The sequence below is a fragment of the Candidatus Nitrospira bockiana genome, assembly GCF_965152565.1.
On record NZ_OZ224215.1, the window covers coordinates 1,707,675 to 1,731,424 of the forward strand.

Annotated in this window: 20 protein-coding genes; 11 read left to right on the plus strand and 9 right to left on the minus strand. The window is 62.1% G+C overall.

Annotated features, from left to right (window positions below):
• Positions 1–34 precede the first annotated feature (34 nt).
• On the plus strand, positions 35–586 hold the full coding sequence (locus tag ACWHYV_RS08510) for a hypothetical protein (protein ID WP_447980218.1): 552 nt from the start codon (positions 35–37) through the stop codon (positions 584–586).
• A gap of 8 nt (positions 587–594) precedes the next feature.
• On the opposite strand, the gene lpxD is transcribed toward ACWHYV_RS08510, so the two are convergent.
• From lpxD to ACWHYV_RS08535, 5 genes are all read right to left on the minus strand, one after another.
• The gene (gene lpxD / locus ACWHYV_RS08515) at positions 595–1,698 is read right to left on the minus strand and encodes a UDP-3-O-(3-hydroxymyristoyl)glucosamine N-acyltransferase (protein ID WP_447980219.1); all 1,104 of its coding nucleotides are present in this window, start codon (positions 1,696–1,698) and stop codon (positions 595–597) included.
• 5 nt (positions 1,699–1,703) lie between these two features.
• Positions 1,704–2,018 (minus strand): acyl carrier protein, encoded by a 315-nt coding sequence (locus tag ACWHYV_RS08520; RefSeq protein WP_447980220.1) that lies wholly within the window; start codon positions 2,016–2,018, stop codon positions 1,704–1,706.
• A 10-nt stretch (positions 2,019–2,028) separates the two neighbouring features.
• Positions 2,029–3,282 carry a beta-ketoacyl-ACP synthase II gene (gene fabF, locus ACWHYV_RS08525; RefSeq protein ID WP_447980221.1) on the minus strand — a complete coding sequence of 418 codons (1,254 nt, stop codon included), beginning with the start codon at positions 3,280–3,282 and terminating at the stop codon, positions 2,029–2,031.
• A 138-nt stretch (positions 3,283–3,420) separates the two neighbouring features.
• A complete protein-coding gene (lptG, locus tag ACWHYV_RS08530; protein ID WP_447980222.1) occupies positions 3,421–4,512 on the minus strand; it encodes an LPS export ABC transporter permease LptG in 1,092 nt (363 codons plus the stop codon).
• A gap of 4 nt (positions 4,513–4,516) precedes the next feature.
• Positions 4,517–5,596 (minus strand): LptF/LptG family permease, encoded by a 1,080-nt coding sequence (locus tag ACWHYV_RS08535; protein WP_447980223.1) that lies wholly within the window; start codon positions 5,594–5,596, stop codon positions 4,517–4,519.
• A gap of 293 nt (positions 5,597–5,889) precedes the next feature.
• Here ACWHYV_RS08535 and ACWHYV_RS08540 point away from each other — a divergent pair, with 293 nt between their 5' ends.
• The 3 genes from ACWHYV_RS08540 to ACWHYV_RS08550 all read left to right on the plus strand — a co-directional run bounded on the left by ACWHYV_RS08540 (position 5,890) and on the right by ACWHYV_RS08550 (position 9,082).
• Positions 5,890–6,111 carry a cold shock domain-containing protein gene (locus tag ACWHYV_RS08540; protein WP_447980224.1) on the plus strand — a complete coding sequence of 74 codons (222 nt, stop codon included), beginning with the start codon at positions 5,890–5,892 and terminating at the stop codon, positions 6,109–6,111.
• 157 nt (positions 6,112–6,268) lie between these two features.
• Entirely contained in the window at positions 6,269–8,254 is a 1,986-nt protein-coding gene (locus ACWHYV_RS08545) for a tetratricopeptide repeat protein (protein ID WP_447980225.1), read from the plus strand.
• Between the two features lie 12 nt (positions 8,255–8,266).
• The gene (locus ACWHYV_RS08550) at positions 8,267–9,082 is read left to right on the plus strand and encodes an ExeA family protein (RefSeq protein ID WP_447980226.1); all 816 of its coding nucleotides are present in this window, start codon (positions 8,267–8,269) and stop codon (positions 9,080–9,082) included.
• A 44-nt stretch (positions 9,083–9,126) separates the two neighbouring features.
• Here ACWHYV_RS08550 and ACWHYV_RS08555 read toward each other — a convergent pair whose 3' ends face one another.
• On the minus strand, positions 9,127–10,086 hold the full coding sequence (locus ACWHYV_RS08555; protein ID WP_447980227.1) for a 2-hydroxyacid dehydrogenase: 960 nt from the start codon (positions 10,084–10,086) through the stop codon (positions 9,127–9,129).
• 178 nt (positions 10,087–10,264) lie between these two features.
• Between ACWHYV_RS08555 and ACWHYV_RS08560 the strand changes: the two genes are divergently transcribed.
• The 3 genes from ACWHYV_RS08560 to guaA all read left to right on the plus strand — a co-directional run bounded on the left by ACWHYV_RS08560 (position 10,265) and on the right by guaA (position 16,429).
• On the plus strand, positions 10,265–13,234 hold the full coding sequence (locus ACWHYV_RS08560; protein ID WP_447980228.1) for a 6-bladed beta-propeller: 2,970 nt from the start codon (positions 10,265–10,267) through the stop codon (positions 13,232–13,234).
• Between the two features lie 58 nt (positions 13,235–13,292).
• Entirely contained in the window at positions 13,293–14,759 is a 1,467-nt protein-coding gene (gene guaB, locus ACWHYV_RS08565) for an IMP dehydrogenase (RefSeq protein WP_447980229.1), read from the plus strand.
• 119 nt (positions 14,760–14,878) lie between these two features.
• The gene (guaA, locus tag ACWHYV_RS08570) at positions 14,879–16,429 is read left to right on the plus strand and encodes a glutamine-hydrolyzing GMP synthase (RefSeq protein WP_447980230.1); all 1,551 of its coding nucleotides are present in this window, start codon (positions 14,879–14,881) and stop codon (positions 16,427–16,429) included.
• Positions 16,430–16,487: 58 nt separating this feature from the next.
• Here guaA and ACWHYV_RS08575 read toward each other — a convergent pair whose 3' ends face one another.
• Entirely contained in the window at positions 16,488–17,300 is an 813-nt protein-coding gene (locus ACWHYV_RS08575) for an IS1595 family transposase (RefSeq protein ID WP_447976685.1), read from the minus strand.
• A 70-nt stretch (positions 17,301–17,370) separates the two neighbouring features.
• Here ACWHYV_RS08575 and ACWHYV_RS08580 point away from each other — a divergent pair, with 70 nt between their 5' ends.
• From ACWHYV_RS08580 to ACWHYV_RS08595, 4 genes are all read left to right on the plus strand, one after another.
• On the plus strand, positions 17,371–18,177 hold the full coding sequence (locus ACWHYV_RS08580) for a pseudouridine synthase (RefSeq protein WP_447980231.1): 807 nt from the start codon (positions 17,371–17,373) through the stop codon (positions 18,175–18,177).
• Positions 18,174–19,937 carry an aspartate--tRNA ligase gene (aspS, locus tag ACWHYV_RS08585; protein WP_447980232.1) on the plus strand — a complete coding sequence of 588 codons (1,764 nt, stop codon included), beginning with the start codon at positions 18,174–18,176 and terminating at the stop codon, positions 19,935–19,937. Before ACWHYV_RS08580 ends, aspS begins: the two co-directional genes overlap by 4 nt.
• Entirely contained in the window at positions 19,930–20,766 is an 837-nt protein-coding gene (locus ACWHYV_RS08590; protein WP_447980233.1) for an ABC transporter ATP-binding protein, read from the plus strand. Before aspS ends, ACWHYV_RS08590 begins: the two co-directional genes overlap by 8 nt.
• An 81-nt stretch (positions 20,767–20,847) precedes the next feature.
• Positions 20,848–21,534 (plus strand): hypothetical protein, encoded by a 687-nt coding sequence (locus tag ACWHYV_RS08595; RefSeq protein WP_447980234.1) that lies wholly within the window; start codon positions 20,848–20,850, stop codon positions 21,532–21,534.
• Between the two features lie 131 nt (positions 21,535–21,665).
• On the opposite strand, the gene ACWHYV_RS08600 is transcribed toward ACWHYV_RS08595, so the two are convergent.
• Positions 21,666–22,163, minus strand: a complete 498-nt coding sequence (locus tag ACWHYV_RS08600; RefSeq protein ID WP_447980235.1) for a DUF4112 domain-containing protein — start codon at positions 22,161–22,163, stop codon at positions 21,666–21,668.
• A gap of 44 nt (positions 22,164–22,207) precedes the next feature.
• Complete coding sequence (locus tag ACWHYV_RS08605) at positions 22,208–23,542, minus strand: APC family permease (protein WP_447980236.1); 1,335 nt, start codon at positions 23,540–23,542, stop codon at positions 22,208–22,210.
• Positions 23,543–23,750: the final 208 nt, after the last annotated feature.

Sequence of the window (23,750 nt, forward strand, 5' to 3'; positions counted from 1 at the left end):
ACTCAAGAGGTTGTCGGCCGTTAAGGCAGTTCCTATGCCCAAGCTCATCACCACTCATCGGGCTGAAGACGAGTCTCTCAAGGCCAAGGAATATATCCGCACGCACGTGCTGCTACCATCGAGCCTCCTTGGTCTCGTCTTCATGGTAGCTGGGATGGCCAGCTTGGTCTATCAGTTCTTCTCCATTTCATATGGCTGGCGGACTTTCGTCGAAACCGTGCTGTTGCTTGGCCTCGGTGTGTTACTGGGATGGACCCAGACCCGTTATCAACAGTACCTCCTTCGTGAGTTTCCCGGCCACTTCTCCGGCCGGTTGCGTATCTTTGCCCAGGATCCACGGAAGCGGCCGGCGAAGGACATGACGATCCCGGACATTCACCATCGGGGTCGACAGCTCGTGCCGCTGGCTTATACGCTCGGCGCCGCCGCCCTGTTCGGCGCATCCGCGGTCATCTCTGTGTTCGGGACGAGTTATTATGTGGCGGCGTTCTTGATGCCGTGGGTTGGATTCTTTTGGGCAAAGGTTTATTTTTGGCGGGGAATTCTGATCGAAGCTTCGGCTCACAAGCCGGGGCGGCGACGCTGAGGTCGGAGCTACTTCCGGCTCTGTTTACGCTTGGAGGGGCCTGACCGCTTAGCAGCTGCATTATTCCGTTGACCGGCCTCCAGGGTCCGCACGCGCTGTTCCAAGTTCCGCAGTTGCTGGCGAAGGTCCGGCAGGCGCGGGATGAGGGCATGGGCTTTGACGGCCACGTCGTGCGGCATGATGGGGGCGCCGGACACCACTTGGCGTGGCCCGATACTGCGATTCACCCCGGACCGCGCGGCGATCATCGTCTGGTCGCCGATCTCGAGATGATCCGCAAGGCCGGCTTGTCCACCAACTATCACGTGATCCCCGAGCGTCGTGCTACCCGCCACACCAACCTGTGCAACGAGGATACAGTCCTCTCCCACGCGGACATTGTGAGCGACCTGGACAAGGTTGTCGATCTTGGTCCCGCGCTTGATCAGCGTTTGCCCGAAGGTCGCGCGGTCCACGGTCACATTGGCACCTAGTTCGACGTCGTCTTCGATCACTACGATCCCGAGTTGCGGAATCTTCCAGTGCCGGCCCTCGTGCTGCACATAACCGAATCCGTCGCTCCCGATCACCGTTCCGCTGTGCGCGATGACCCGTGAACCGAGCCGGCAGCCCTCGCGGACGGTGACATTGGGATAGAGGATGCAGTCATCGCCGAGGACCGTATCGTCGCCGAGAAAGACGCCAGGGTAGAGGGTGGCTCGGGCGCCGATCTTCACGCGGTCCCCAATCGTAACGAAGGGCCAAATGGAGGGATCGGGTCCAATTTCGACGTCCCGGCCTCGGACGGCTTCGGGGGAAATACCCCGGACGGGAGGCCGTGTGACGAAATAATGCTCGGTAATTCGGGCGAAGGCATAGGCGGGATTGGGAACGACGATGTGTGGACGACCGAGATCGGAAAGGTCGCGAGCCGCGACGAAGGCCGCGGCCTTTGATTCGCGAGCGGCCGGGATGAACCGATCGGCTGCGATATAGGCAAGATCGTGAGGCCCGGCATCCGAGAGACTCGAGACGCCGGTGATAGTGATATCCGAACGGCCGACGACTCTGCCTCCAACCGTCTCGCCGATCTCCTTGAGTGAAATGCGCCGCCCGGCCGGCTCTCCAGACATGGATGCTATCGTGCCTTTTTCTTGGGACCGGCCGCTTTTTTCACGGACGGCGCCGGGCGGCGGGTGGCGGGCGCCGATGACTTCAGCCGGCCCTCGACATAACGGATGACATCACCCACGGTCTGGAGCTTCTGCAGGTCCTGATCAGGAATTTGGAGATCGAAGGCCTCTTCTATACGGAAGAGGAGCTCGATGGTGGCCATGGAGTCGAGGCCAAGGTCGTCCCGCAGGGAATGAGCGGGCGTGATGCTCGTGACATCGCGTTTCAAATAGTCGCCCAGAGCCCGTTGAATGCGATCGGCAACCGACGCCGTCGTCATGGTCGTAGCCTCATGCGAATCGCTTGAATGCGACGGCGGCATTGTTGCTGCCAAAGCCAAAAGCGTTGAGGAGGGCGGCCTTGGCCTTCCGTTCTTGCCCGTGATTCGAAATGCCCGGGAGCGCACACGCCGGGTCCGGGTCGTCGTAATTGGCCGTCGGATGGATGCGGCCGGTCTGGAGCGTGAGCGCGCAGACGATCGCTCCTATGGCCCCGGCGGCCCCCAGGGTATGGCCGACCAGTGATTTCGTCGCGTTCACGGCCAGTCGCTCGGCCCTCGATTTGAACATCCGCCGAATGGCCTTGATCTCGACCGCATCCCCGATTGCGGTAGACGTGGCATGGGCGTTGATGTAGTCGATCTGTGAGGGGAGGAGCCGGGCATCACGAAGCGCCAACTGCATGGTCGTCGCGACTTCTGTGCCGTCTTCTCGCGGAATGACCATGTGATAGGCTTCACTGGTCGCCGCATAGCCGGCGACCTCCGCATAGATCCGTGCTGTTCGCTTCTTGGCGTGCGCCAACGACTCGATGATGAGGGCTCCCGCGCCTTCGCCCATCACAAACCCGTCACGTCCGCGATCGAACGGTCGTGAGGCGCGCGCCGGCGTCTCGTTGTACCCGGTGGAGAGCGCCCGCAAGGAGCAAAACCCCGCAAAGACCAACGGCGTGATGCTGGCATCCGCGCCGACCACGATCACCACATCGGCCCGGTTGTCACGAATGCACGTTAAGGCTTGCCCGATTGCGTGCGCGCTCGAGGAGCATGCCGTGGAGATGGTGAGGTTCGGCCCTTTGGCGCCATGCGCCATGGCGATGATCCCGGAGGCCGAGTTCAAGGTAATGGTCGGAATGAAATTCGGATGAACGCGGTTGGGGCGGCGGCTTTCGTAGAGGCGGGTGATCTCGCGCTCCCCCATGACCATGCCGCCCATGCCGGCCCCCACAATGACGCCCACGCGGTGAGGGGATTCGTGGTCCATCCGGAGGCCGGCGTCGAGGGCGGCTTCCTTGGCTGCGACGAGCGCGAACTGGGCGTAGCGGTCGACCCGGTCGGCATGAGGAGAATCGAGAAATCGGGTTGGATTGAAGTCGGCCACCTGCCCGGCTACCCGGCAGCGGTAACTGTCCATCGGAAAGTCGCCGAACGAGCCGATCGCCGTGATCCCCGACCGACCTTCGAGTGCGGCCTTCCAGAATTGCTCGATGCCGATGCCGATCGGGGAGACGATCCCCAGGCCTGTAATGACGGCGCGTGGTTGCATGGGCTAGTGTAGGCGGAGCCTCAATCGCACTGTCTTTTACTCTATGGACCCTCCCCAGTCAACTTGCGGGGTCCCTTCGAGCTGGAATCGCTGCGTCGAGCGCCGAGATCTCGGTCACCGATACCGTCGCCGAGCCATTTAATGGCTGACCTTCAAATACAGGTATGTGCCATATGACAGAAACAGGAGATTCGAGACCCAGCCGGCGAGCAACGGCGCCATGACGCCGCTGCGACCAAGCGCGATGGCGACCGAATGAGTGGTCCAGTAGAGAAAGCCGATCACGAGCGCTTGGCCGATCCCGATCGCCATCCCGCCGCCCCGGGTACCGGTCCGTTTCAAGCTGAGCGCAATCCCGACGACCGCCATGACCACGCTGACGAACGGAAAGGCGATACGGCCGTGGTACTCCGTCAACAGACGAGCTACTTGGTAGCCGTCTTGCCTCAACCGCTCGATGCGCATCCGGAGCGTCCGGAGCGTCAGCTCCTCTGAGTCCACCGAGAGGCCTGCCCGGAAGTCGGCCGGATCATGCGAGAGCGCGAGGGGTTTTGTCGTGAACGGCTCCGTCCGCACGCCGCCGCCGGGGAGCAGGACGCGCGTGACGCCGTCTTCCATGACCCAGCCCTCCGTGGTAAAGCGCGCCAGCTTCGCCTCGCTGATTTCGAGCAACCGAAAGTCGGACCCGAGACGATACAGGCGCAGCCCGCGAAGTGTGAGCCCGTCCGGTTCCATAACCTCGATGTTCATGAGTGTTTGATTCTCGAGCTGAATCCAGGGGCGGATCGATTTCAGGATGGCCAGCGGGTTCTTCTTTTCGATCAACACGGTCTTCACGTATTCCGCTTGCGCATTCGTCACCGGGATCACAACGGCGCTCAGCAGGAACAAGGCAAGGGCGATGACCACCGAGCAGAGGAGGAACGGGAGCGCCGTGCGGTAGAGACTGATTCCGCAGCTCCGCATCGCCGTGATCTCGTGATTGCGCGAGAGGATGCCCAGGGTGAGCAACGTAGCCATGAGCACCGCGAGCGGAGCGATTTGAAACGCGATCGCGGGCGTGCGCAAAAGAAAAAACAGCAGAATGTGAGCCGCCTCGGCGTCGAAGCGAATGAACCGGCGGACCTTCTCGAAAAAATCGACGACGAGGTACACGGTCATCAGACCGGCAAAGCACATGAGGAAGACCTTCAGGTACTCGCGGACGAGGTATCGAAAAAGAATCCGCATAGGATCAGCGGCGACTGACCCGGTGGAACAAGACGAGCCCGGTCGCTAAAAAGACGGCGTTGGGCCCCCACGCCCCGGCCAAAGGGGGCAGGATCAGCGTCGTCACGAGGAATTCACACAGGACGTTGAGCACATAGTAGACGATGATGATCATCACGCCGGCGGCGAATCCACCGATACGCCCAGAACGCTTCGATACGATCCCCACGGGAATGCCCACCATCCCGAAAATGAGGGCCGCTGTCGGAAATGCCAAGTCCTTGTAGGACTCCATCAGCCGGCGCAAAGCGGCGGCGTCCTGCCAGTTGCTCCGCTGGAGTTGGGCGAGGATGGCTTCCCGGGACGGGCGCTCGTCGGCGGCCGCATACAAGCTCTGATCGAGCGTCAGCTTCAGATCGTACGTCGAAAAAGCGACCTGCTGGTATTGGTCGATTTGATCGGGACGGCTGTGCACCGTTCCATTGAGGAGGCGAATCCCGATGCTGCCGCTCGCGGGATCGTTGAGCACACTGTACGCGCTTGCGACGATCACGCGCGGCTCTTTGGGATTGCGCTCATCGGCAATGAAGATGTGGCCCCCGCTGTGCGCGGTGTCGGCGACGTAGATCACCATTTGAGGAATCGGTTCGTTGAACACGCCTTTGTCCAAGGCGAGCGTGAGTTGGTCGCGCAGCAGGCTCAAGGCCAGCTTCTTCAACGAGACGCTCGTCCAGGGTTGGCCCCACTGCGAGAGCACGAGGGTCAGTGCAAAGACCAGGCATGAGAAGACGAAGACGGGCCAGGACAAGCGAAGCAGGCTCAACCCTGCGGCCCTCATGGCCACCAATTCTTTGTCGAACGACAGCCGGCTGAAAGCCGTAATGGAAGCGATGATGCCGGCGATCGGCAGCGTCAGCACGAGGAACGACGGCAGGAGGTGCAAGAACACCTTGATGACCGCGGTCAAGCCGATCCCTTTGGACACGAAGAGCTCGACCAGGCGGAGAAGCTCCTTGGTCAGCATTACGAAGCACAGGGCTCCGACGCTGATCAAGAAGGGAGGAAGCAGTTCTGCGAAGATGTACCGATCGAGAATCTTATTCAATGAGGGGTCCTGACCCGCGGTTAGGCCACTATACCCGATCAGAGGCACGCAGACAATTCAAGGCGCCACGTGAGAGCGCCATTCGGGCGCGTGCGCTTGGCGTGAAAACATTGCTTGACAGGCTACGGGATTAATGCTAGAGACTTCCCCGCTTTTCCTTCAGGCATGTCTTCATGCGCATTGTTACGCTCGTTCAAGGCCGCAGAAACCCCGCTTTCTGCGGCCATTTTTGTTAGTCGCAGAGTAAAGGCCCGGACAGGGTGTCATTGGGCGATTGAGGAAAGGAGGATCTCGTGAGGAGTAAGGGCACGGTGAAATGGTTTAATGACCGGAAAGGATTTGGATTTATTCGACTCGAAAGCGGGGAGGACGTGTTCGTTCACTATTCCGCGCTCCAGGGGGACGGATTCAAGTCGCTGAAAGAAGGGGAAAGCGTGGAGTTTGACATCGTCCAAGGAGCAAAAGGCCCTCAAGCCGCCAACGTCATGAAAATGTCGATGAGCAGCGGGAACTAAGCCGCTTTCTTCCTCCAAAGGGTCCGCCATCTCGGCGGACCCTTTGTGTTTTTGACGCCGGTTCGTGCTCTCTACATCGTTGCCGTGCTTGGTGTCGTAAATCCTTGACAGTCCTGCGGAATGTTGATACTTTTTTCGGTGCAGAAGGAGGGGCTGCTTGGAGGCGGACAAGGGGAAGGTATTGCAGAATGCCAACCAGTTGGCCGCCAAGGGCCAATTCGACAAGGCCATCGCTGAATGGCGAAAACTTCTCGCCGATTCCCCGAACGACGGGTCCATCCACAACAATATCGGTGATCTTCACCTCAAGCGGAACGCCACCGACGAAGCGATCGATGCCTACCTCCAGGCCGGGGCCGCTTTCCATGCGGCCGGTTCCGCGCTGAAGGCCATCGCCGTCTACAAGAAAATCCTCAAGCTCGACCCGTCGCGCTACGGCGTGTACCAGCAATTAGGCGATCTGAACGCCGAACGCGGGCTCGTCAACAACGCGATCGCGGACTATGTCACCCTGGGGAAGCTCTACCTCCGCGACGGTCGCGTCCGGGAGGCATTAGCCGTCTATCGAAAGATCGTCGCGCTCGATCCGACCAGTCTTGCCTCGCGCCAACGCCTGGCCGAGCTGTGTCTCCAAGAAAATCAGCGGGACGAAGCCATCAAGGCGTATTTCCAGCTCGGCAAAGAGGCCGTGGCACAAGGCCACATCGACCAAGCCCGTAAGGCCTATGAAACGATCCTGAAGCTGGACGCCGGCAACGCCAAGGCCGCCAAGCTGCTGAAGGATCCGCAATCGGCGATCCAGGACGTCAAGGCCGAGATACCGAGCCTGGCGAGTACGGACTCTCCGTTGGATCAGGCGCAGCAGCGCATCGAGGCCGGAGACTATGATGACGCCGAGAGACTGCTGTCGGACCTCCTGAGCGCCCAGCCCGGCGATCCGCAGGTATGCCGGCTCCTGGCGATGCTTCATTTGCGGCGCGGCGAGCTCGGGATTGCGCTGAGCGAAATTCAATTCCTCTCGGAGGCGGCCATTCGCGCTGAGGACTATGCCTTGGCCGAGTCGATGATCACGGATTATTTGAAGGCGGACCCTCAGTGTGTGTCCCTCTTGGAGCTGCTCGGGAGCCTCTACGAGCGCAAGGGTGACCCGGCGACCGCGGTCGTTCACTATGGCAAGGCGGTGATGGTCCTGCTGGCGCAGCCCGATCCCGAAGCGCCGTCCAGGCACACCGAGCTGTTCAACAAGATGAAGGCATTGGGCCCTGAGAGTCCTGCGGTCGCAGACGTTGCGACCGCTCTTGCCGCACCGGGTGCCACACGAGTCGACGTAGAGACCACGCCATCGGCCTTACCGGCTTCCGACGGGGAACCGAGCGTCCAACCCGACCCGGTGGCGGTCGAGGCGAAGGCTTCGGGCCAAGGCGCGAGACCGGAGCTGGAGTTGGCGCTCGCACCGGTCTTCGATGCGGGTGAACCTGCCGTCCAGGAAGAGGAGCCTGCATCCTTCACGGCCCAGCCCATGCCTTTGCGGCTCGTTGATGCGGCCATCCCTGATCCCGTAATGGGTTCCGGGGAGAATGCTCCCGCCGCTTCGCCCACACAAGTGGAAGAGCCCAATGGGACTCCTGTCGTTGAAATCGAGCCCCAACCGGTTGCCGTTGAGTCGAAGCCGCCGGGTCCAACCGAGCATGACTATCGAGTGCGCTTCGAGCTCGGGATGGCGTACAAGAACATGGGCATGCTGGCAGAAGCGGTTGAGGAGCTTCGATTCGCCGTCAATGGGAGGGAATGTTTTCTCGAGGCTGCGAGCATGTTGGCCGCCAGTTTCAAAGAGCAAGGCCTGCTCGAGCCGGCTATGGAATGCCTCGAACAGGCGCTTGCCGACCCACGGTGCGAGAAGGACAAGACCATCCCCGTCCGCTACGAATTGGGCGTCTTGTATGAAACCGGCGGACTTTTGGAGAAAGCCCGAAACCTGTATGGGACCATCCCCACGTTTCTTGATGTCCCGATCCGTTTGGAGCGCTTGCAGGGCGGTACGAAGATCGATGCGGGCGAGGTCGACATGGAGGCCGGCTCGGCGACGGCCGCAGCAGGCCCCGGCACGGTGGAACGAAAGAAACGCCGGATCTCCTACCTCTAATTATTGGACCGAATGAGTCTTCTGGAGTTCTTCCACCTCAAGGAAAATCCCTTCTCGATCACGATCGACAACCGGTTCTTCTTCAAGTCCCAGCAACATGCCGAGGCGCTGGTCCGCCTGAAATACGCCGCGGAGAACATGAAAGGGCTTGCGCTGGTGGTGGGGGATGTCGGGACGGGAAAAACGACCCTCGCCACGCGTTTCTTGGAAGAGCTGGAAACCGCCGAGTATGAAGCGGCTCTGTTAATCGTCCTGCATGCCGCCGTGACGTCCGAGTGGATGTTGCGGAAGATTGCGCTTCAGATGGAGATCACCACGCCCGCCGAGAGCAAGACCGACTTGCTGACCCAGCTATCTCGGCGACTTGAGGAGGTCTCGGAGTCTGGCAAGAAGGCGATCGTCTTGATCGATGAGGCCCAGATGTTGCGGAGCCAGGAGTTGATGGAAGATTTTCGCGGCCTGCTGAACATCGAGAACAACGGGCGCAAGCTCGTTACGTTCGTCCTGTTCGGGCTCCCGGAGCTCGATCAGGTCCTTGCTCTCGACCGTCCGCTTCATCAGCGGGTCGCCGTCCGCTACGAGCTCACGGCTCTCAACTCGCCGGGGACCGAAGCGTACGTGAATTACCGGCTCAGGATCGCCGGGTGCCAGAAGGAAATCTTCAAAGGCGAGACCTTCCCGCTCATCTGCCATTACTCCAAAGGCATTCCCCGCCTCATCAACACGATTTGCGACAACGCGCTGCTCGAGGCCTACCTCCGGAAGCAGGAGCGGATCGAGACGAATCTCATCCACGAGGTAGCCGAGGACTTGAAGCTCGGACGTTGACGGGCCTCGGCGTACCCGCTGTGGGCTCCTCGGCGGCTCAAGCCTCAGGCGACGCGGTTGGGCGGCTCACGACCTTCCAATACCGCCAGGACGTTCTCCAGGCAGACCATCCCCATTCGGATTCGGGTGCTCAACGTCGCCGAGCCGAGATGCGGCAGCGTGACCACGTTGGTGAGCCGCCGCAACGCTGGATGCACCTGGGGTTCGTGCTCGTACACGTCCAGCGCCGCCCCCGCCAGCCGCCCCTTTTCCAAGGCGTCTGCTAACGCCTCTTCGTCGACGACCGCTCCGCGGGCGGTGTTGATGAGAAATGCGCCCGGGCGCATGAGGCCGAGCTCGGAGGGGCCGATCAGATGGTGCGTCTCGGGTGTCAGCGGCACGTGCAGGCTCACGAAATCAGAGCCCATGAGAAGATCCCGGAGCGGTACTGGTGTGCCCAGCGGCGCGGCCTGTCCCGTCGAACCGCTGCGGGTCGTGTAGAGCACGGACATCTTGAATCCGATACTGCGGCGCGCGACTGCCTGTCCGATCCTCCCCATCCCGACGACCCCCAACGTTTTCCCTGCGACATCGGCGCCGAGCAACTGGCACGCTTCCCACCCCGCCCACGCACCATCTTGGACGAGCCGATGCCCTTCGGGGACCCGTCGCGCGACCGCCAAGAGCAGAGCCCAGGTGAGATCGGCGGTCGCTTCCGTGAGAATGTCGGGGGTATTCGTGACGAGCACGCCGTGGCGTCGGGCCGCCTCCAGATCGATGTTGTTGTACCCGACGGCGTAGTTCGCGACGACACGGAGGCGTGTCGCCTGTACCAGCACCCCGGCGTCGATTCGTTCAGTGAGGGTGCAAATCACCGCGTCGGCCTCCCGGATGCCGGCCAGCAGGGCGTCCGGCGTCGGGGGACGAGAACCCGCTGGAGGAATCACGTGCAGGCGTGCGGAGAGCGCCGCCATCACGGCCTCGGGGAGCTCTCGGGTGACGTACACGGTTCTGCCAAGCCTCATGAACGTGTCCTGTGTAGCGGGGCGACGGCAGGAGCCCCGTGGCACCCGGTGTCGTGTTCACACACCGTCTGATGTCCGCCTTGACGCATCTGTTTCACGTTTGTTAGACTGCGCGATCCTAACCTGTTGAGCCACAAGGCGCTTTACCTTTTATTGTCACGGTTACAAGAGGGCCAATATGCACACGTGGTGGGAAGAGGATCGAGCGGAATTCCGGCGGAAGCGGCTGTCTGCACAGGGAAACCCGGACGACTGGGGGGCTGGGGATTCTGTCGCCGAAGAAGAAGAGCTGCCCCCGGCGCCCACGAACGTCATGGCCAAACCGGGCAATGGTCGCAACACGATCACCTGGGACCCGGTCCCCGACGCGCTCTACTATAACATCTACTTTCTGACGACCAAAGGCGTCCAGATCAAGTTTTCCGAGTTGACCCGCCCGATCGCCAGCGCAGAAGACTTCAACCCCATCAAGGGTGTGAAAAAAGACAAGGGCAACCTGATCGAAGGCGCCGTCTCGCCGTTCGTCCACGAAGATCTCGCCAACGGGACCTGCTACCACTATGTGGTTACGGTCGTCACGCCGAAGGGCGAGAGCCCCGAATCGGCCGAGGTGATGGCGATTCCCTCCCCGTATTTGATCGTGAAGACGTTCGGGCAGGAGGGCGTCGATGACGGTGAGTTCAAGTCTCCGACCGGGATCGCCATCGACAAAGACGGCCACATGTACGTGGCCGATACCGACAACCATTCGATTCAAAAATTCGACAAGGACGGCAAGTTCCTTGCGCGGTGGGGCGGCGAGCCGAGCGCTCAGGAGGGGTTGTTTTATTACCCGCGCGGTCTCGCCTGCGGGCCCGACGGCGAAGTCTACGTGGCGGACAGCGGGAACAACCGCGTGCAGAAGTTCGACGGCGAGGGCAACTGCATGCACGCGTGGGGGAAGTTCGGGTTCGCCTGGCGCGGCGCCGATGTCGGGAAGTTCGACGTGCCGTGGGGCATTGCGACCGACCATCAGGGCAACGTGTACGTCTCGGACACCAGCAATTCACGCGTCCAGAAGTTTCAGCCGGACGGGACCCCGATCATGAAGTGGGGGCGGGATGGCAGCTATGACGGCGCCTTCTTCTTTCCACGGGGGCTAGCGGTCGATTTCGTCGGCAACGTCTACGTGGCCGATGAAGGCAATCACCGGATTCAGAAGTTCGACGCCCGCGGGAGCTTCTTGACGAAGTGGGGCAAGGAAGGCAGCGGCCCCGGACAGTTCAAGTCGCCCTGGGGCGTGGCATGCGACGCGCTGGGGAACGTCTATGTCGTGGACAGCGGGAATCACCGCATCCAGAAGTTCGACGGCAACGGGACCTTCATCTGCGCTTGGGGCAATCGCGGCATCACCGAAGGGCAGTTCAATTTCCCATACGGAATCGCCGTGGACAAAGAGGGCTGCGTGTACGTCGTCGACAGCGGAAACAACCGCGTGGTCAAGTATGCGCCGACGGAGGAAGAGATTCAGCGCGCCGAACAGGCCAAGGCCAAGCCCCAGGAGGCCGAAGGGATCCCGGGCCCGCGCAGCGTCGTCGCAAAAGCCGGCGACACCGAGGTCACGTTGGGATGGTTGGACGTCCCCAACGCGGTCTCCTACAACCTGTATTTCCACACGTCGCCGGGTGTCACGGTCGAAACCGGGACCCGCATCGAGGGCGTGACCAGTCCCTACGTCCATGGGGGCCTGACGAACGATATTCCCTACTATTACGCGGTGGCGGCGGTATTCGAAGACGGAACGGAGAGCCGGTTGTCCGAGGAAGTGACGGCGACGCCGGTGTTGATCGACATCACGGCGCCGCAGAACCCCTCCGCCGTCATCAACCACGGGGCGTTCATGACGAATTCCCCGGAGGTGATCGTGACGATCGCGGCCAACGACGTCGACACGGGGGTCGCCGCGTATTACATCTCGGAAAGTCCGATGGCGCCGACCGCGACGGTCCCCGGCTGGGTCGAGGTCGAGCCGGTCAACAAGTTCGGTGCGACGATTCCATTCATCCTGTCGCCCGGCGACGGCACCAAGACGGTCTATGTCTGGTTCAAAGACGTCGGCAACAACGTCTCGGTTCCAGCCAGCGCCGGCATCCTCCTCAACACCTCCGGATACCTGTGCGTCTCGAAGTGGGGGAAGCCCGGGCGGGGCGCGTCGCTGCTGCACGGCGGCGAATTCATGGCCCCGATGTACGGGCTCGCCGTCGATCAGCAAGGGTCGTTGTTCGTCGTCGACAACGGGAACAACCGCGTGCAGAAGTTCGACAACGCCGGCAACTTCATCATCCTGTGGGGAAGCTTCGGCGCGGCCAACGCCAACTTTCACAACCCGACGGGGATCGCCTGCGATGCCAAGGGGGACGTCTACGTCGTCGACACCAACAACCATCGGGTGCAGAAGTTCGACGGCAAGCTCGGTGGCTATCTGATGAAGTTCGGTTCGCGAGGGAACGGGGAGGGACAGTTCAGCTCCCCCTGGGGGATCGCCATCGATCGGGTCCGCGGCTTCATCTACGTGGTCGACAGCGCGAACTTCCGGGTGCAGAAATTCGACATGAGCGGCGAGTTCATCATGCAGTGGGGCAGCTTCGGGAACAACGACGGGCAGTTCTACTTCGCGCGCGGCATCGCGGTGGACCAGGCCGACGGCTCGGTCTACGTCGTCGATATGGGGAACCATCGCGTCCAGAAATTCGACACGAGCACGAACGTGCTGCCGCAGTTGCTCACGAAGTGGGGCGGCGGCCTCGGCCCGGGTCATGCCAGCAGCCCTCAAGCGCAGGAGCCGGGTCAGCTTCGGTCGCCCTGGGGCATTGCGGTGGACAGCAGCGGAGACGTGTACGTGACCGATACGGGCAACCATCGGGTCCAGAAGTTCGATCGGGAAGGCAACTACATCACGCAGTGGGGCGGGTTCGGGAACGGCGAAGGGCAATTCAACTTCCCGTACGGGATCGCCGTGGACGCACGAGGGAGCGTCTTCGTCGTGGACAGCGGCAACACCAGGGTACAGCAATTCATGCCGGCCGACGAGGGCAGTGAACGGCTCCAAGAAGAAGCGGAGGCGGCCGAGGCGGTGACCGACCAGAGCGGGGAGCCATCGAAAAGATGAGTTCGAAGGAGCCGCCGGAGTTCGGGCACCATGAACCGCTGAGCGCCTAGAGGGATCTATGCTGGAAGAACGGGTGCGTTTGGGATTGACCTTCGACGACGTCGTGCTCGTGCCCGCAAAGTCCGAAGTCCTGCCGAACGAGACGGATACACGGACCCAGGTCTCTCGGCATATCACCATCAACATCCCGATCGTGAGCGCCGCCATGGATACGGTCACCGAAGCGCGGTTGGCCATTGCGTTGGCGCGCGAAGGCGGCATCGGGGTCATCCATCGCGTCCTGTCTCCGGAAGATCAAGCCGCGGAGGTCGACAAGGTCAAGAAGTCGGAGAGCGGGATGATCCTCGATCCGATCACGATCTCCCCCGATCAGACCATCCGCGAGGCGCTCGATATCATGGCGCGGTACCGCATTTCTGGGGTGCCCGTCACCAAGCAGGGCAAGCTCGTCGGGATCCTGACCAATCGCGATCTGCGATTCGAAAACCGGCACGATTTGAAGGTCTCGCAAGTGATGACCAAGGACAAGTTGGTGACGGCCCCGGAGGGCACGAGCCTGGAGAAAGCCAGGGAGATCCTGCACGAGCATCGGATCGAAAAGCTTCTGGTCGTCGACAAGGAGTTCAACCTCAAAGGGCTGATCACGATCAAGGACATCGAAAAGCGGATCAAGTATCCGAACGCCTGCAAGGACGAGCACGGCCGTCTCCGCGTCGGGGCGGCGGTCGGTGTCGGGCCGGACGTCGAAGCGCGCGTGGCGCTGCTCGTCAAAGCCGGGGTCGATCTCGTGGTCGTCGATACCGCTCACGGGCATGCCAAGAGCGTCTTGGAGCGGGTCAAGCTGATCAAGCGGACGTACCCAAAGCTCGAATTGGTCGCCGGCAACATCGCCACCGCCCAGGCTGCCAAGGACCTGGCGAAGGCCGGGGTCGATGCGGTCAAGGTCGGGGTGGGGCCGGGATCGATCTGCACCACGCGGATTGTTTCGGGTGCCGGCATGCCGCAGCTCACGGCGATCATGGATTGCGCCAAGGCCTTGCACGGGAGCGGGATTCCCATCATTGCGGACGGCGGCATCAAGTATTCCGGAGACATTACGAAGGCATTGGCCGCGGGCGCCTCTTCGGTCATGATCGGCGGATTGCTTGCCGGCACGGAAGAATCGCCCGGGGAAACGGTCCTGTTCCAAGCGAGGACCTACAAGGTCTATCGCGGCATGGGGTCGCTCGGCGCGATGGAGAAGGGCGGACGGGATCGGTATTTCCAAGCGGGTCGGGCGGCTTCAAAGCTCGTTCCCGAAGGGATCGAGGGTCGCGTTCCTTACAAGGGGCCGCTCGCGGCGGTCATCTACCAGCTCGTAGGCGGCCTCAAATCGGGAATGGGGTATTGCGGCTCCCGCACCATCCCCGACCTGCACAAGCACGCCCGCTTCATTCGCCAGACCTTGGCCGGCCTTCGCGAGAGCCACGTGCACGACGTGATCATCACCAAAGAAGCGCCCAACTACCGCACGGATTTGGAGTAGCTTTCCCGTTAGGTCCGTAGCTCCGTTCATTCCGTTGAGTCCGGGTTGGGGTCCTGACCGAACGGACCTAACGGGCAAAACGGACTAAACGGACCAACCCGGCCTCACGATCAATAAGCATGGAACTCTGGCACGACCGTATCCTGATCCTCGACTTCGGCTCTCAATACACCCAGCTCATCGCTCGACGCATCCGCGAAAGCCATGTCTACTCGCAGATTCTTCCCTGCACGACTCCGTTGGCCACGGTCATCGCCTATCGGCCCAAGGGGATCGTGCTCTCCGGCGGGCCGGCCAGCGTCTACGAGCGCAAGGCGCCGACGGTCTCCCCGCAGCTCTTCGACCTGGGCATCCCGATCCTCGGGATCTGCTACGGCATGCAGCTCGTCACCCACCTCTTGGGCGGCGAGGTCGCCAAGGCCGACCACCGGGAGTACGGCCGAGCGGAGCTGATCATCGACGACGACGGCGATCTCCTGAAGGGCCTGTCGTCCGACACCCGCACCGTCTGGATGTCGCACGGTGATCGAATCACGCGCATGCCGAAAGGCTTCCGTGCCATCGCCCATACCTCCAACTCGCCGATTGCGGCGATGAAGAGCAGGGTGGGCGCCCGGCGGATCTATTGCCTGCAGTTTCATCCGGAGGTCGCCCATACGGCGGGCGGCGTCCAGATCCTCAAGAACTTCGTTCATGACATCTGCGGCTGTCAGGCGACCTGGACGATGAGCTCCTACGTCGAGACGGCGGTCAAGACAATCCGCGAGCAGGTGAAGGGCGGGAAGGTCATCTGCGCGCTCAGCGGCGGCGTGGATTCCTCGGTGGCTGCGGCCTTGACGCACCGTGCGGTCGGCTCGCAGCTCACGTGCATCTTCGTCGACAACGGGGTGCTACGCAAGGACGAGCGTCGAAAGGTCGAGGAAAGTTTCAGCCGATTGCAGTTGGATCTGCACGTCTTGGACCGTGCGGAGGAGTTCCTGCGTGCGTTGAAGGGCGTGACCGATCCGGAGCGAAAACGCAAGATCATCGGACGCTTGTTCATCAAGAACTTCGAGGCCGAAGCGAAACGCATCGGGAAGGTCGAATACCTCGTCCAAGGCACGCTCTATCCCGATGTCATCGAGAGCGTGAGCTTCAAAGGGCCGTCGGCCACGATCAAGACTCACCATAACGTCGGAGGCCTGCCGACCAGGATGCGCCTGAAGCTCGTCGAACCGCTCCGTGAGCTGTTCAAAGACGAAGTGCGGGTAGTGGGGGCGGAACTCGGCTTACCGCACGACATCATTTGGCGTCATCCGTTCCCTGGACCCGGGCTCGCCATACGAGTCTTGGGCGCCGTCACGCCCGAGCGCTTGCGCATCCTGAAAGAAGCCGAAGCCATCGTGGAGGAGGAAATTCGCCGGGCCGGACTCTATCGAGAGACCTGGCAGGCGTTTGCCGTCCTCCTGCCCATCAAGACCGTGGGCGTGATGGGTGATCAACGGACCTATGAGCACGTCATCGCGGTGCGCGCGGTGACCAGCCTCGACGGGATGACGGCGGATTGGGCGAAGTTGCCCCATGAGGTGCTCAGCAGGATGTCGAACCGCCTCATCAACGAGGTGCGGGGCGTCAACCGCGTCGTCTACGACATCAGTTCCAAGCCGCCGAGCACCATTGAGTGGGAATAGAAGGTTAATAGTTAATCGTTAGGTGATTGCTAAATCTTGGGCCAAGGCCTCTTTTTCCTTAGGTGGAATAGCCAATCGGATACTCGAACAAGACCTTCAACAAGTGAGTCCCAAGCAACTCGAACAGATCATCCCGGCGATGATTGAACCGAAATTCCATTTCCTTCAGATAGAGCGGGAAGTGCAAGCGGCTGACGCCATGATACTTGCGCAAGCGTTCCTTGGCGTAGCTCCAGAACCCTTCAATGCCGTTGATGTGGCGAAGGTAATGACGCCCCCGCTGCACATAGGTCTGCCCATGGTCGACCGGCAGGTGTTTGCCGTAGCGCCGCAGGGATTTATAGCTGCTAAAGCGATCCGTGTAGAAGACGGCACCTTTGAGCGCTCGACGTTCGATTTCCCGCATCAGCGTCGCTGCATCGGCCTGGGGGACGACGACGGTGCTGACCCGGCCCTGCCGTTCCAAGATGCCGAAGACAATGACTTTTTGGCCACGGGCGCGCCCCCGCCGCCCTCCGCGGCGACGGCCGCCGAAATAGCTCTCATCGCATTCCAGTTCCCCGGTCAGCGGCCGGGCTTCCGTCTCGGCCATCGTGGCCATCCAGCGGCGGTAGGCCATAAAGCGCTGCCAGATCGGCAAGGGACTCATGCGCAGTTCTCGCGCCGTCCGCAGCGCCGAGATCTCCAAGCAGAAGAGCTGCAAGATCTGCAGCTCACGGGCGACCCGATCGGGTCGATACCGCCACCGGCAAGCGAGGCAGCGGGTGCGCGCCCCCGGACGATACTGCCGATGCGGTGTCCCGCACCGCACACACTGATGTCGTCTCAATCGTTCGTCGACGAGCCGAACCGACAGCGCCGTCTGTGTCATGGGCCAAGGCCTCCATTTTAGGCCTGGCCCAGAAATTAGTAATCACCTTAACGTTTAACGATTAACGAATATGGAAGTCCGACTTCAAAAGGTCATTGCCGCGTCCGGCCTCGCCTCACGGCGGAAAGCGGAGCAACTGATCACCGAGGGGCGGGTGACGGTGAACGGCCAGATCGTCCGGGAGTTGGGAAGCCGCGTCGACCCCGACCGTGATCACGTCAAAGTCGACGGCCGCCATCTGAAAGCCGTCGAACCATACGCCTACATCATGCTCAACAAACCCAAGGGCATCGTCTCGTCGCTCCGTGATCCCGAAGGCCGGCCGACCATCAAGGATCTCCTCCATGGTGTACGGTTACGGATGTTTCCCGTCGGACGGCTGGATTTCGACACCGAAGGCCTCATGCTGCTCACGAACCACGGCCAATTGGCGCAAGCCTTGTTGCATCCGCGCTACCATGTCGCGAAGGTCTATCTCGTGAAAGCCAAAGGCATCCTCAGCGACGAGGAGATCGATCAGCTCGAGCGGGGGATCACGCTCGACGATGGCGTGACTGCCCCGGCCTCCGTGAAGAAGGTGCGGAAGGCGGAGGAGAATTCCTGGTTGGAGCTGACGATCTATGAAGGGCGCAAGCATCAGGTCAAGCGAATGTTCGAGGCAGTCGGTCATCCGGTGTTGAAGTTGAAGCGGACCCGGTTCGGACCCTTGTCGCTCGGCGATCTGCCGGCGGGGGAGTTTCGCTTCTTGACGGATCGGGAGGCCAATGCGCTTCGGGTGATCCTACGATCGAAGCAAGACGGCTCCCATGCCGGGAAAGCAGACGCCGGGCCGACCTCCGCTTCACGCGTCCGCCGGACGGCACGGAGGGCCTCATGATGATCCGAACCCATCGATGCGGGGAATTGCGGGCGACCGATGTGGGGCAGACGGTGGCGCTGAACGGCTGGGTGCAGCGCCGCCGGGATCACGGGACGGTCATCTTCGTCGACCTCCGGGATCGGCAAGGACTGACGCAGGTCGTCTTCAATGCCGAACGCGAGCCGGCCGCCCACAAGCTCGCCGAGCGGCTGGGCAGCGAGGACGTCATCGCCGTCAAGGGCGTGGTGAACCGACGGCCCGAGGGCGCCGAAAATCCAAATCTGGCGACGGGCCAGATTGAGGTCGCCGTCCAGCAGCTCGAGATCTTGAATGAAGCGAAAACCCCGCCCTTCGTCATCGAGGATGAGGCGGAGATCACCGATGCGCTTCGGCTCAAATACCGCTATCTGGATCTCCGCCGTCCGAGAATGCAGCAGCTCCTTGCCCTGCGCCATGCCGTGACGACTCGGGTCCGCTCGTTCCTCAACGCACACGACTTCCTGGAAGTTGAAACGCCGATGCTGACGAAGAGCACGCCGGAAGGGGCCCGCGACTATCTGGTGCCCAGCCGGGTCAACCCCGGGAGCTTTTTTGCGCTTCCGCAGTCGCCGCAGCTCTTCAAGCAGATCCTCATGGTGGCCGGGACGGATCGATATTATCAGATCGCCCGCTGCTTTCGTGATGAGGACCTGCGGTTCGATCGCCAACCCGAGTTCACGCAGATCGATCTCGAGATGTCGTTCGTGGACCGCGAGCAGATCATGGCGCTGATGGAGCGGATGGTCGCTGTGGTATTCAAAGACACCGCCGGCATCGAGCTGCCCCTTCCATTCCCGCGATTGTCCTACGCCGACGCGATCGGACGCTATGGCTCCGACAAGCCCGATCTGCGCTTTGGGATGCCGCTCCACGACCTGAGCCCATTTGCGGCGACGAGCGAGTTCAAAGTCTTCAAGGACGCGGTCGCCAAAGGCGGCATCGTGAAAGCGATCGTCGTCACCGGCGGTGCGTCGGTTCCACGGAGCCGGATCGACGCCCTGGGCGAGACCGCCAAGAGGTACGGGGCCAAGGGGCTGGCGTGGGTGAAGATCGTCGGCGAAGGCCAGCTCGAGTCCGTGATCGCCAAGTTCCTCGATGCCCGCCAACTGTCGGCAGCCCTGCCCGAGGCGCGCATCGGGGATCTCGTCCTCTTCGTGGCCGACAGGCCGGCGGTCGTCCACGATGTGCTGGGGCGGCTCCGGTTGCTGCTGGGGGACGAGTTGAAGCTCGTCGATCGGTCCCTCTGGCGGCCGCTGTGGGTCATCGATTTTCCTTTGTTGGACTATGATCAGGATGCCAAACGCTACGTGGCCATGCATCATCCGTTCACGGCGCCGCTCGACGAGGACCTCGCGCTCTTCGAGTCCGATCCCTTAAAGGTGCGCGCCAAGGCCTACGACTTGGTGTTGAACGGGAATGAGATCGGAGGGGGCAGCATCCGGATCCATCGCCGCGATGTCCAGAGCCAGGTGTTCGACCGATTGGGCATCGGGAAAGAGGAGGCCCAAGCGAAGTTCGGCTTCTTACTCGATGCGCTCGAGTACGGGGCGCCGCCGCACGGCGGGATCGCGTTTGGACTGGACCGGCTGATCATGCTGCTCGGCGGAGCGGACTCGATTCGCGACGTCATCGCCTTCCCCAAGACACAGAAAGCCCAGTGCCTGATGACCGAGGCGCCGTCACCGGTGAGCGCCGATCAGCTCAAGGACTTGCATATCAAGCTGGACACGCTTGAGTAGACCGACTCGGCCCCTTTCTTCGCCGTCCCCGCCCATCATCGACCTCAGCCACGTAACGGTCTATCGCGGTGACGTCCCGGTCCTGCTCGATCTGTCGCTTGAGGTTCCTTCGGGCTGCCATACGGCCATCCTCGGTCCCAACGGTTCCGGGAAGTCGACTCTGCTCAAGCTGTTCACGCGCGAGCTGTATCCCGTCGATCGGTCGAGCAGTTGGGTGAAACTGTTTGGAGAAGAGCGGTGGGACGTGTGGGAACTGCGGAGACGTCTGGGCCTGGTCTCCTTGGACCTCCAGATCGAGTATGCGGGATGGGCCACGGGACGTGAGGTCGTGCTGTCGGGGTATGTCGGCAGCATAGGGCTGTACGAGCCGCATCGTCTCAGCGAGGACCAGCGCGCCCACGCCGGGTGGTGGATGGACCGGCTCGGGGTCTCCGCGCTTGCCGAACGGCCCTTTGCTCGCCTGTCGACCGGTGAACAGCGACGCCTGCTCTTCGCGCGGGCGTTGATCCACGATCCGGAGGCGCTCGTGCTCGATGAGCCGACGACGGGGCTCGACCCACGCGCCTGCACACAATATCTCAGTCTCGTTCGCTCCCTCATACGAGAGGGCAAGACCGTGATCGTGGTGACTCATCATCTGCACGAGATCCCTCCAGAGGTGCGGCGTGTGGTCCTGCTCAAAGAAGGGCGGGTGGTTGGAGACGGTGCCAAGGATCAACTCTTGACGACCCGGCGGATGAGCGATTTGTTCGGGGCCGACCTGGAGGTCACCCAGGTGAACGGGTTTTATCAAGTCACTGCCGGCCGAGTCGAAGGGGGGGCGACTTAAGATCACCTCGTTGGAGCGGCCGGGATCGAGAGGCTTGACAGCGCGTGAACACCCGCCTAGCCTATCGATAGGGAGCCTCCGATGAGCGCCGAAGGTGAAGGTAAAGCCAAACAGGCATTCTGGGTCGTCGCCGCTTCACTCTTGGTCCTGCTCGTTGCCTACAATCTCTACAGCGGCCGAACCATCGAAGAGATTGGTCTCGGCAGTTTCGGCTCCGTCAAGTTCGGGAAATCGAGCGGGCCACCCACGCCAGCCTCATCGTCCGATCAGGACCTGTCGAGGGCTCCGGTGTCGTCCGGCTCTGATCAGCCTGCGGAGCCGCTCGTTCGCGAAGCGGCTGCCAAGCGGGTCGATCACGATGAAATGGCCAGACGCCAGGCTGAACTGGAAGCCAAGCTACGGCAGATGGAGGCGGCCCTGAACCGTGCCGAAACGAAGCCGGACCGCCCCGCACGTAACGCCGAGGGCGAGGGAGCTGCGGTACGCCCGGTCGCGATCGCCGGGACATGGCACGATCCCTCCGGGGCCACGTGGATCATTCAACAGAACGGACCGTCCCTCACCCTTGAAGAAATCAATCCGCTCCTCGGAGTGACGGCGGTCGGCCGGGGAACAATCACAGGCCGGCGTCTCGAGCTCACTTACCAATCCGCCATGCAAACGACCGGGCGGGCATCCTTGACCGTCTCAGCCGACGGTCATCACTTGTCCGGCAGCGCTCAAGACTTGACGACCGGGGTTTCCTTCCCGCTGACCTTCTCCCGATAACCGTCCGACGGCCCGTCCGCCCACGAAACGCGCGTTGCCGCGCGGCGTTCATTGACCCCGCAACCGCCCCAGGGTGGACCGACGGATCGCCGCCGGCGATGTCTCCCGATTCGGCAGAGGCCCACGAAACGTCACCTCATGAAGAGCAGCGAGGTCACTGAGATGTCATGCCGCCACATCCACACGCTCAGGTATGCGACGGCTGCGGCGATGGGGCCGGTCAGGGCAATGATTACACCAAAGTCGAGAAGCGTGGGAGGGGGAACCACGAGCGGGCAGGCGTCTCCGGAGCTATGCTTCAACGTGCGAACGAGCAGGGCGCTGTTCTTCGCGTGGCTCTTGAAGCCGAACGAGTACAGGTCTCCGAGAATCGGGACGGCGCCCAGCATGCCGTTCAGGACGGTGTTGTACGCCATTTCGAAGAGGACGGCCTTCGGCACGCGAAGTTGGCGGGCAATGAGGAGAATGAACGTTCCTGCAACGACCATGGCCGCGTCCCCGACGACGGGGATCATACCGATGACCGGGTCCAGGCCGAATCGCAGGCGGGTGCCGGGAACTCGCACCGCATCGTCGAAGATGTGGGCGAGCCATTCAGCCTGTTGCTCTTTGAGCCGTACCTGAACCACCGGTCAATTGTATCGCGGCCGTCAGCGTGCCGTCTCGAGAAGCGCTAGTGGGATGATTGGCGCCAGAAAAGGTAGAACGGAACGCCGGAGAGGACCGTGGCGAGCCCCAAGACCGACTCGACCGGACGAGCCGTCATGCTGTAGCCCACGACGACCAGCAGCACGCCAATGACGAGAGCCGGGACGAGCGGATAGAGAGGAACGCGGTAGGGCCGGGCGAGATCGGGTCTCCGGCGACGAAGGACGATGACCGCGCCGATCGTGAGCGCGGTAAACGCCGAGAGCGTGAACCCGCTGAAGACCACCAATTGCTCAAAGGTCCCGGTCAGGATCAGCACCGACGCCCAGGCGCTCTGGACGTACATCGCGCGGTCCGGAACCGCGGTCCGGGCATTGATCCGTCGAAAGGCCGGGGCAAACACGCCGTCCTCGGCCATCGCCCAATAGACGCGAGGTCCGGCCCACACCATCGCGCTCACCCCTCCGGCAATCGACACACAGAGCAAGGCCGCCACGAGCCGCCCGCTCGCCGATCCCCACAGGGCGGTGACCGCCTTCTCCGTCACGGGGAGCAGGGGCGGATCGGCCAGGGCAGGAATCGGGAGCGCATAGGTATAGACGAGGTTGAGCAGCACATAGAGCACCATGACAAACGCCATGCCGCCGATGACGACTTTCGGGATCGTACGCTGCGGATCGGAGATCTCTCCGGCCACATAGCCGACGACGTTCCAGCCGATGTAGGTGTAGAGCACGAAGATCAAGGCGACGATGAAGGCCGAGAGCGAAGGAGTGTGAGGTGAGCGGGTACCGAAATGAGCCCAGTCGCCGTGACCAAACGAGAGCGCGGCCACGATCATAATCAGAATGGCGCCGACCTTCGTGGTCGTCAACAGGCGTTGCAGCCGGCCGCCGGCACGCACCCCGGCCAGGTGCACGGCGGTCATGCTCCAGACGAGGAAGAGCGCGAGGGCCTTACCTGCCGGGCCTTCCGTTTCCGGGAGCCCCACCACCCGACCGGCATAAGCGGCAAAACTGACGGACGCGGCGGCGATGCCGGCGCCGAACCCCACCGTGAAGGAGGTCCAGCCACTCAGGAAGCCGGCCAACGGGCCGTAGGCCTCGGTTAGATAGACGTAGTCACCTCCGGCGCGCGGCAGCATGGCGGGGAGCTCACTGTACGAGAGCGCGGCGGCGAGCGCGAGGAGTCCGCCGCCGACCCAGACGGAGATGATCAGAATGGGATCACCGAGGTCGCGCGCCAAGAAACCGGTGGTGGTGAAGATGCCGCCCCCGATGACGTTGCTGACGACCAAACAGGCCGCCGTAAACCAGCCGACGTGAGCTTTGCTGTCGTGCGGCGCGTCAGGATGGGCCATGCCTCGCTGAGCGTACAGGAGAACGGCGGTCGAACGCCATGGATCGGCGACTGAGGACCTCATGCCTGTATGGGAATCCTGGATTTGTTCGTGGGTTCTCAGTACAATGCAGTCCCGTCTGCGGGGAACGGCTGGTGCCATGACCGCACTGTCCACGACCCCCGACGCACCGCCGTTGCAGCCTCTGCATGAGCGATATCTCTCCTGA

Coding starts and splice junctions, on each gene's coding strand:
- lptG (WP_447980222.1), bottom strand. CDS start 4,512: ATGCGGATTCTTTTTCGATACCTCGTCCGCGAGTACCTGAAGGTCTTC.
- ACWHYV_RS08520 (WP_447980220.1), bottom strand. CDS start 2,018: ATGACGACGGCGTCGGTTGCCGATCGCATTCAACGGGCTCTGGGCGAC.
- lpxD (WP_447980219.1), bottom strand. CDS start 1,698: ATGTCTGGAGAGCCGGCCGGGCGGCGCATTTCACTCAAGGAGATCGGC.
- fabF (WP_447980221.1), bottom strand. CDS start 3,282: ATGCAACCACGCGCCGTCATTACAGGCCTGGGGATCGTCTCCCCGATC.
- ACWHYV_RS08575 (WP_447976685.1), bottom strand. CDS start 17,300: ATGACACAGACGGCGCTGTCGGTTCGGCTCGTCGACGAACGATTGAGA.
- ACWHYV_RS08580 (WP_447980231.1), top strand. CDS start 17,371: ATGGAAGTCCGACTTCAAAAGGTCATTGCCGCGTCCGGCCTCGCCTCA.
- aspS (WP_447980232.1), top strand. CDS start 18,174: ATGATGATCCGAACCCATCGATGCGGGGAATTGCGGGCGACCGATGTG.
- guaA (WP_447980230.1), top strand. CDS start 14,879: ATGGAACTCTGGCACGACCGTATCCTGATCCTCGACTTCGGCTCTCAA.
- ACWHYV_RS08560 (WP_447980228.1), top strand. CDS start 10,265: ATGCACACGTGGTGGGAAGAGGATCGAGCGGAATTCCGGCGGAAGCGG.
- ACWHYV_RS08605 (WP_447980236.1), bottom strand. CDS start 23,542: ATGGCCCATCCTGACGCGCCGCACGACAGCAAAGCTCACGTCGGCTGG.
- ACWHYV_RS08555 (WP_447980227.1), bottom strand. CDS start 10,086: ATGAGGCTTGGCAGAACCGTGTACGTCACCCGAGAGCTCCCCGAGGCC.
- ACWHYV_RS08510 (WP_447980218.1), top strand. CDS start 35: ATGCCCAAGCTCATCACCACTCATCGGGCTGAAGACGAGTCTCTCAAG.
- ACWHYV_RS08550 (WP_447980226.1), top strand. CDS start 8,267: ATGAGTCTTCTGGAGTTCTTCCACCTCAAGGAAAATCCCTTCTCGATC.
- ACWHYV_RS08595 (WP_447980234.1), top strand. CDS start 20,848: ATGAGCGCCGAAGGTGAAGGTAAAGCCAAACAGGCATTCTGGGTCGTC.
- guaB (WP_447980229.1), top strand. CDS start 13,293: ATGCTGGAAGAACGGGTGCGTTTGGGATTGACCTTCGACGACGTCGTG.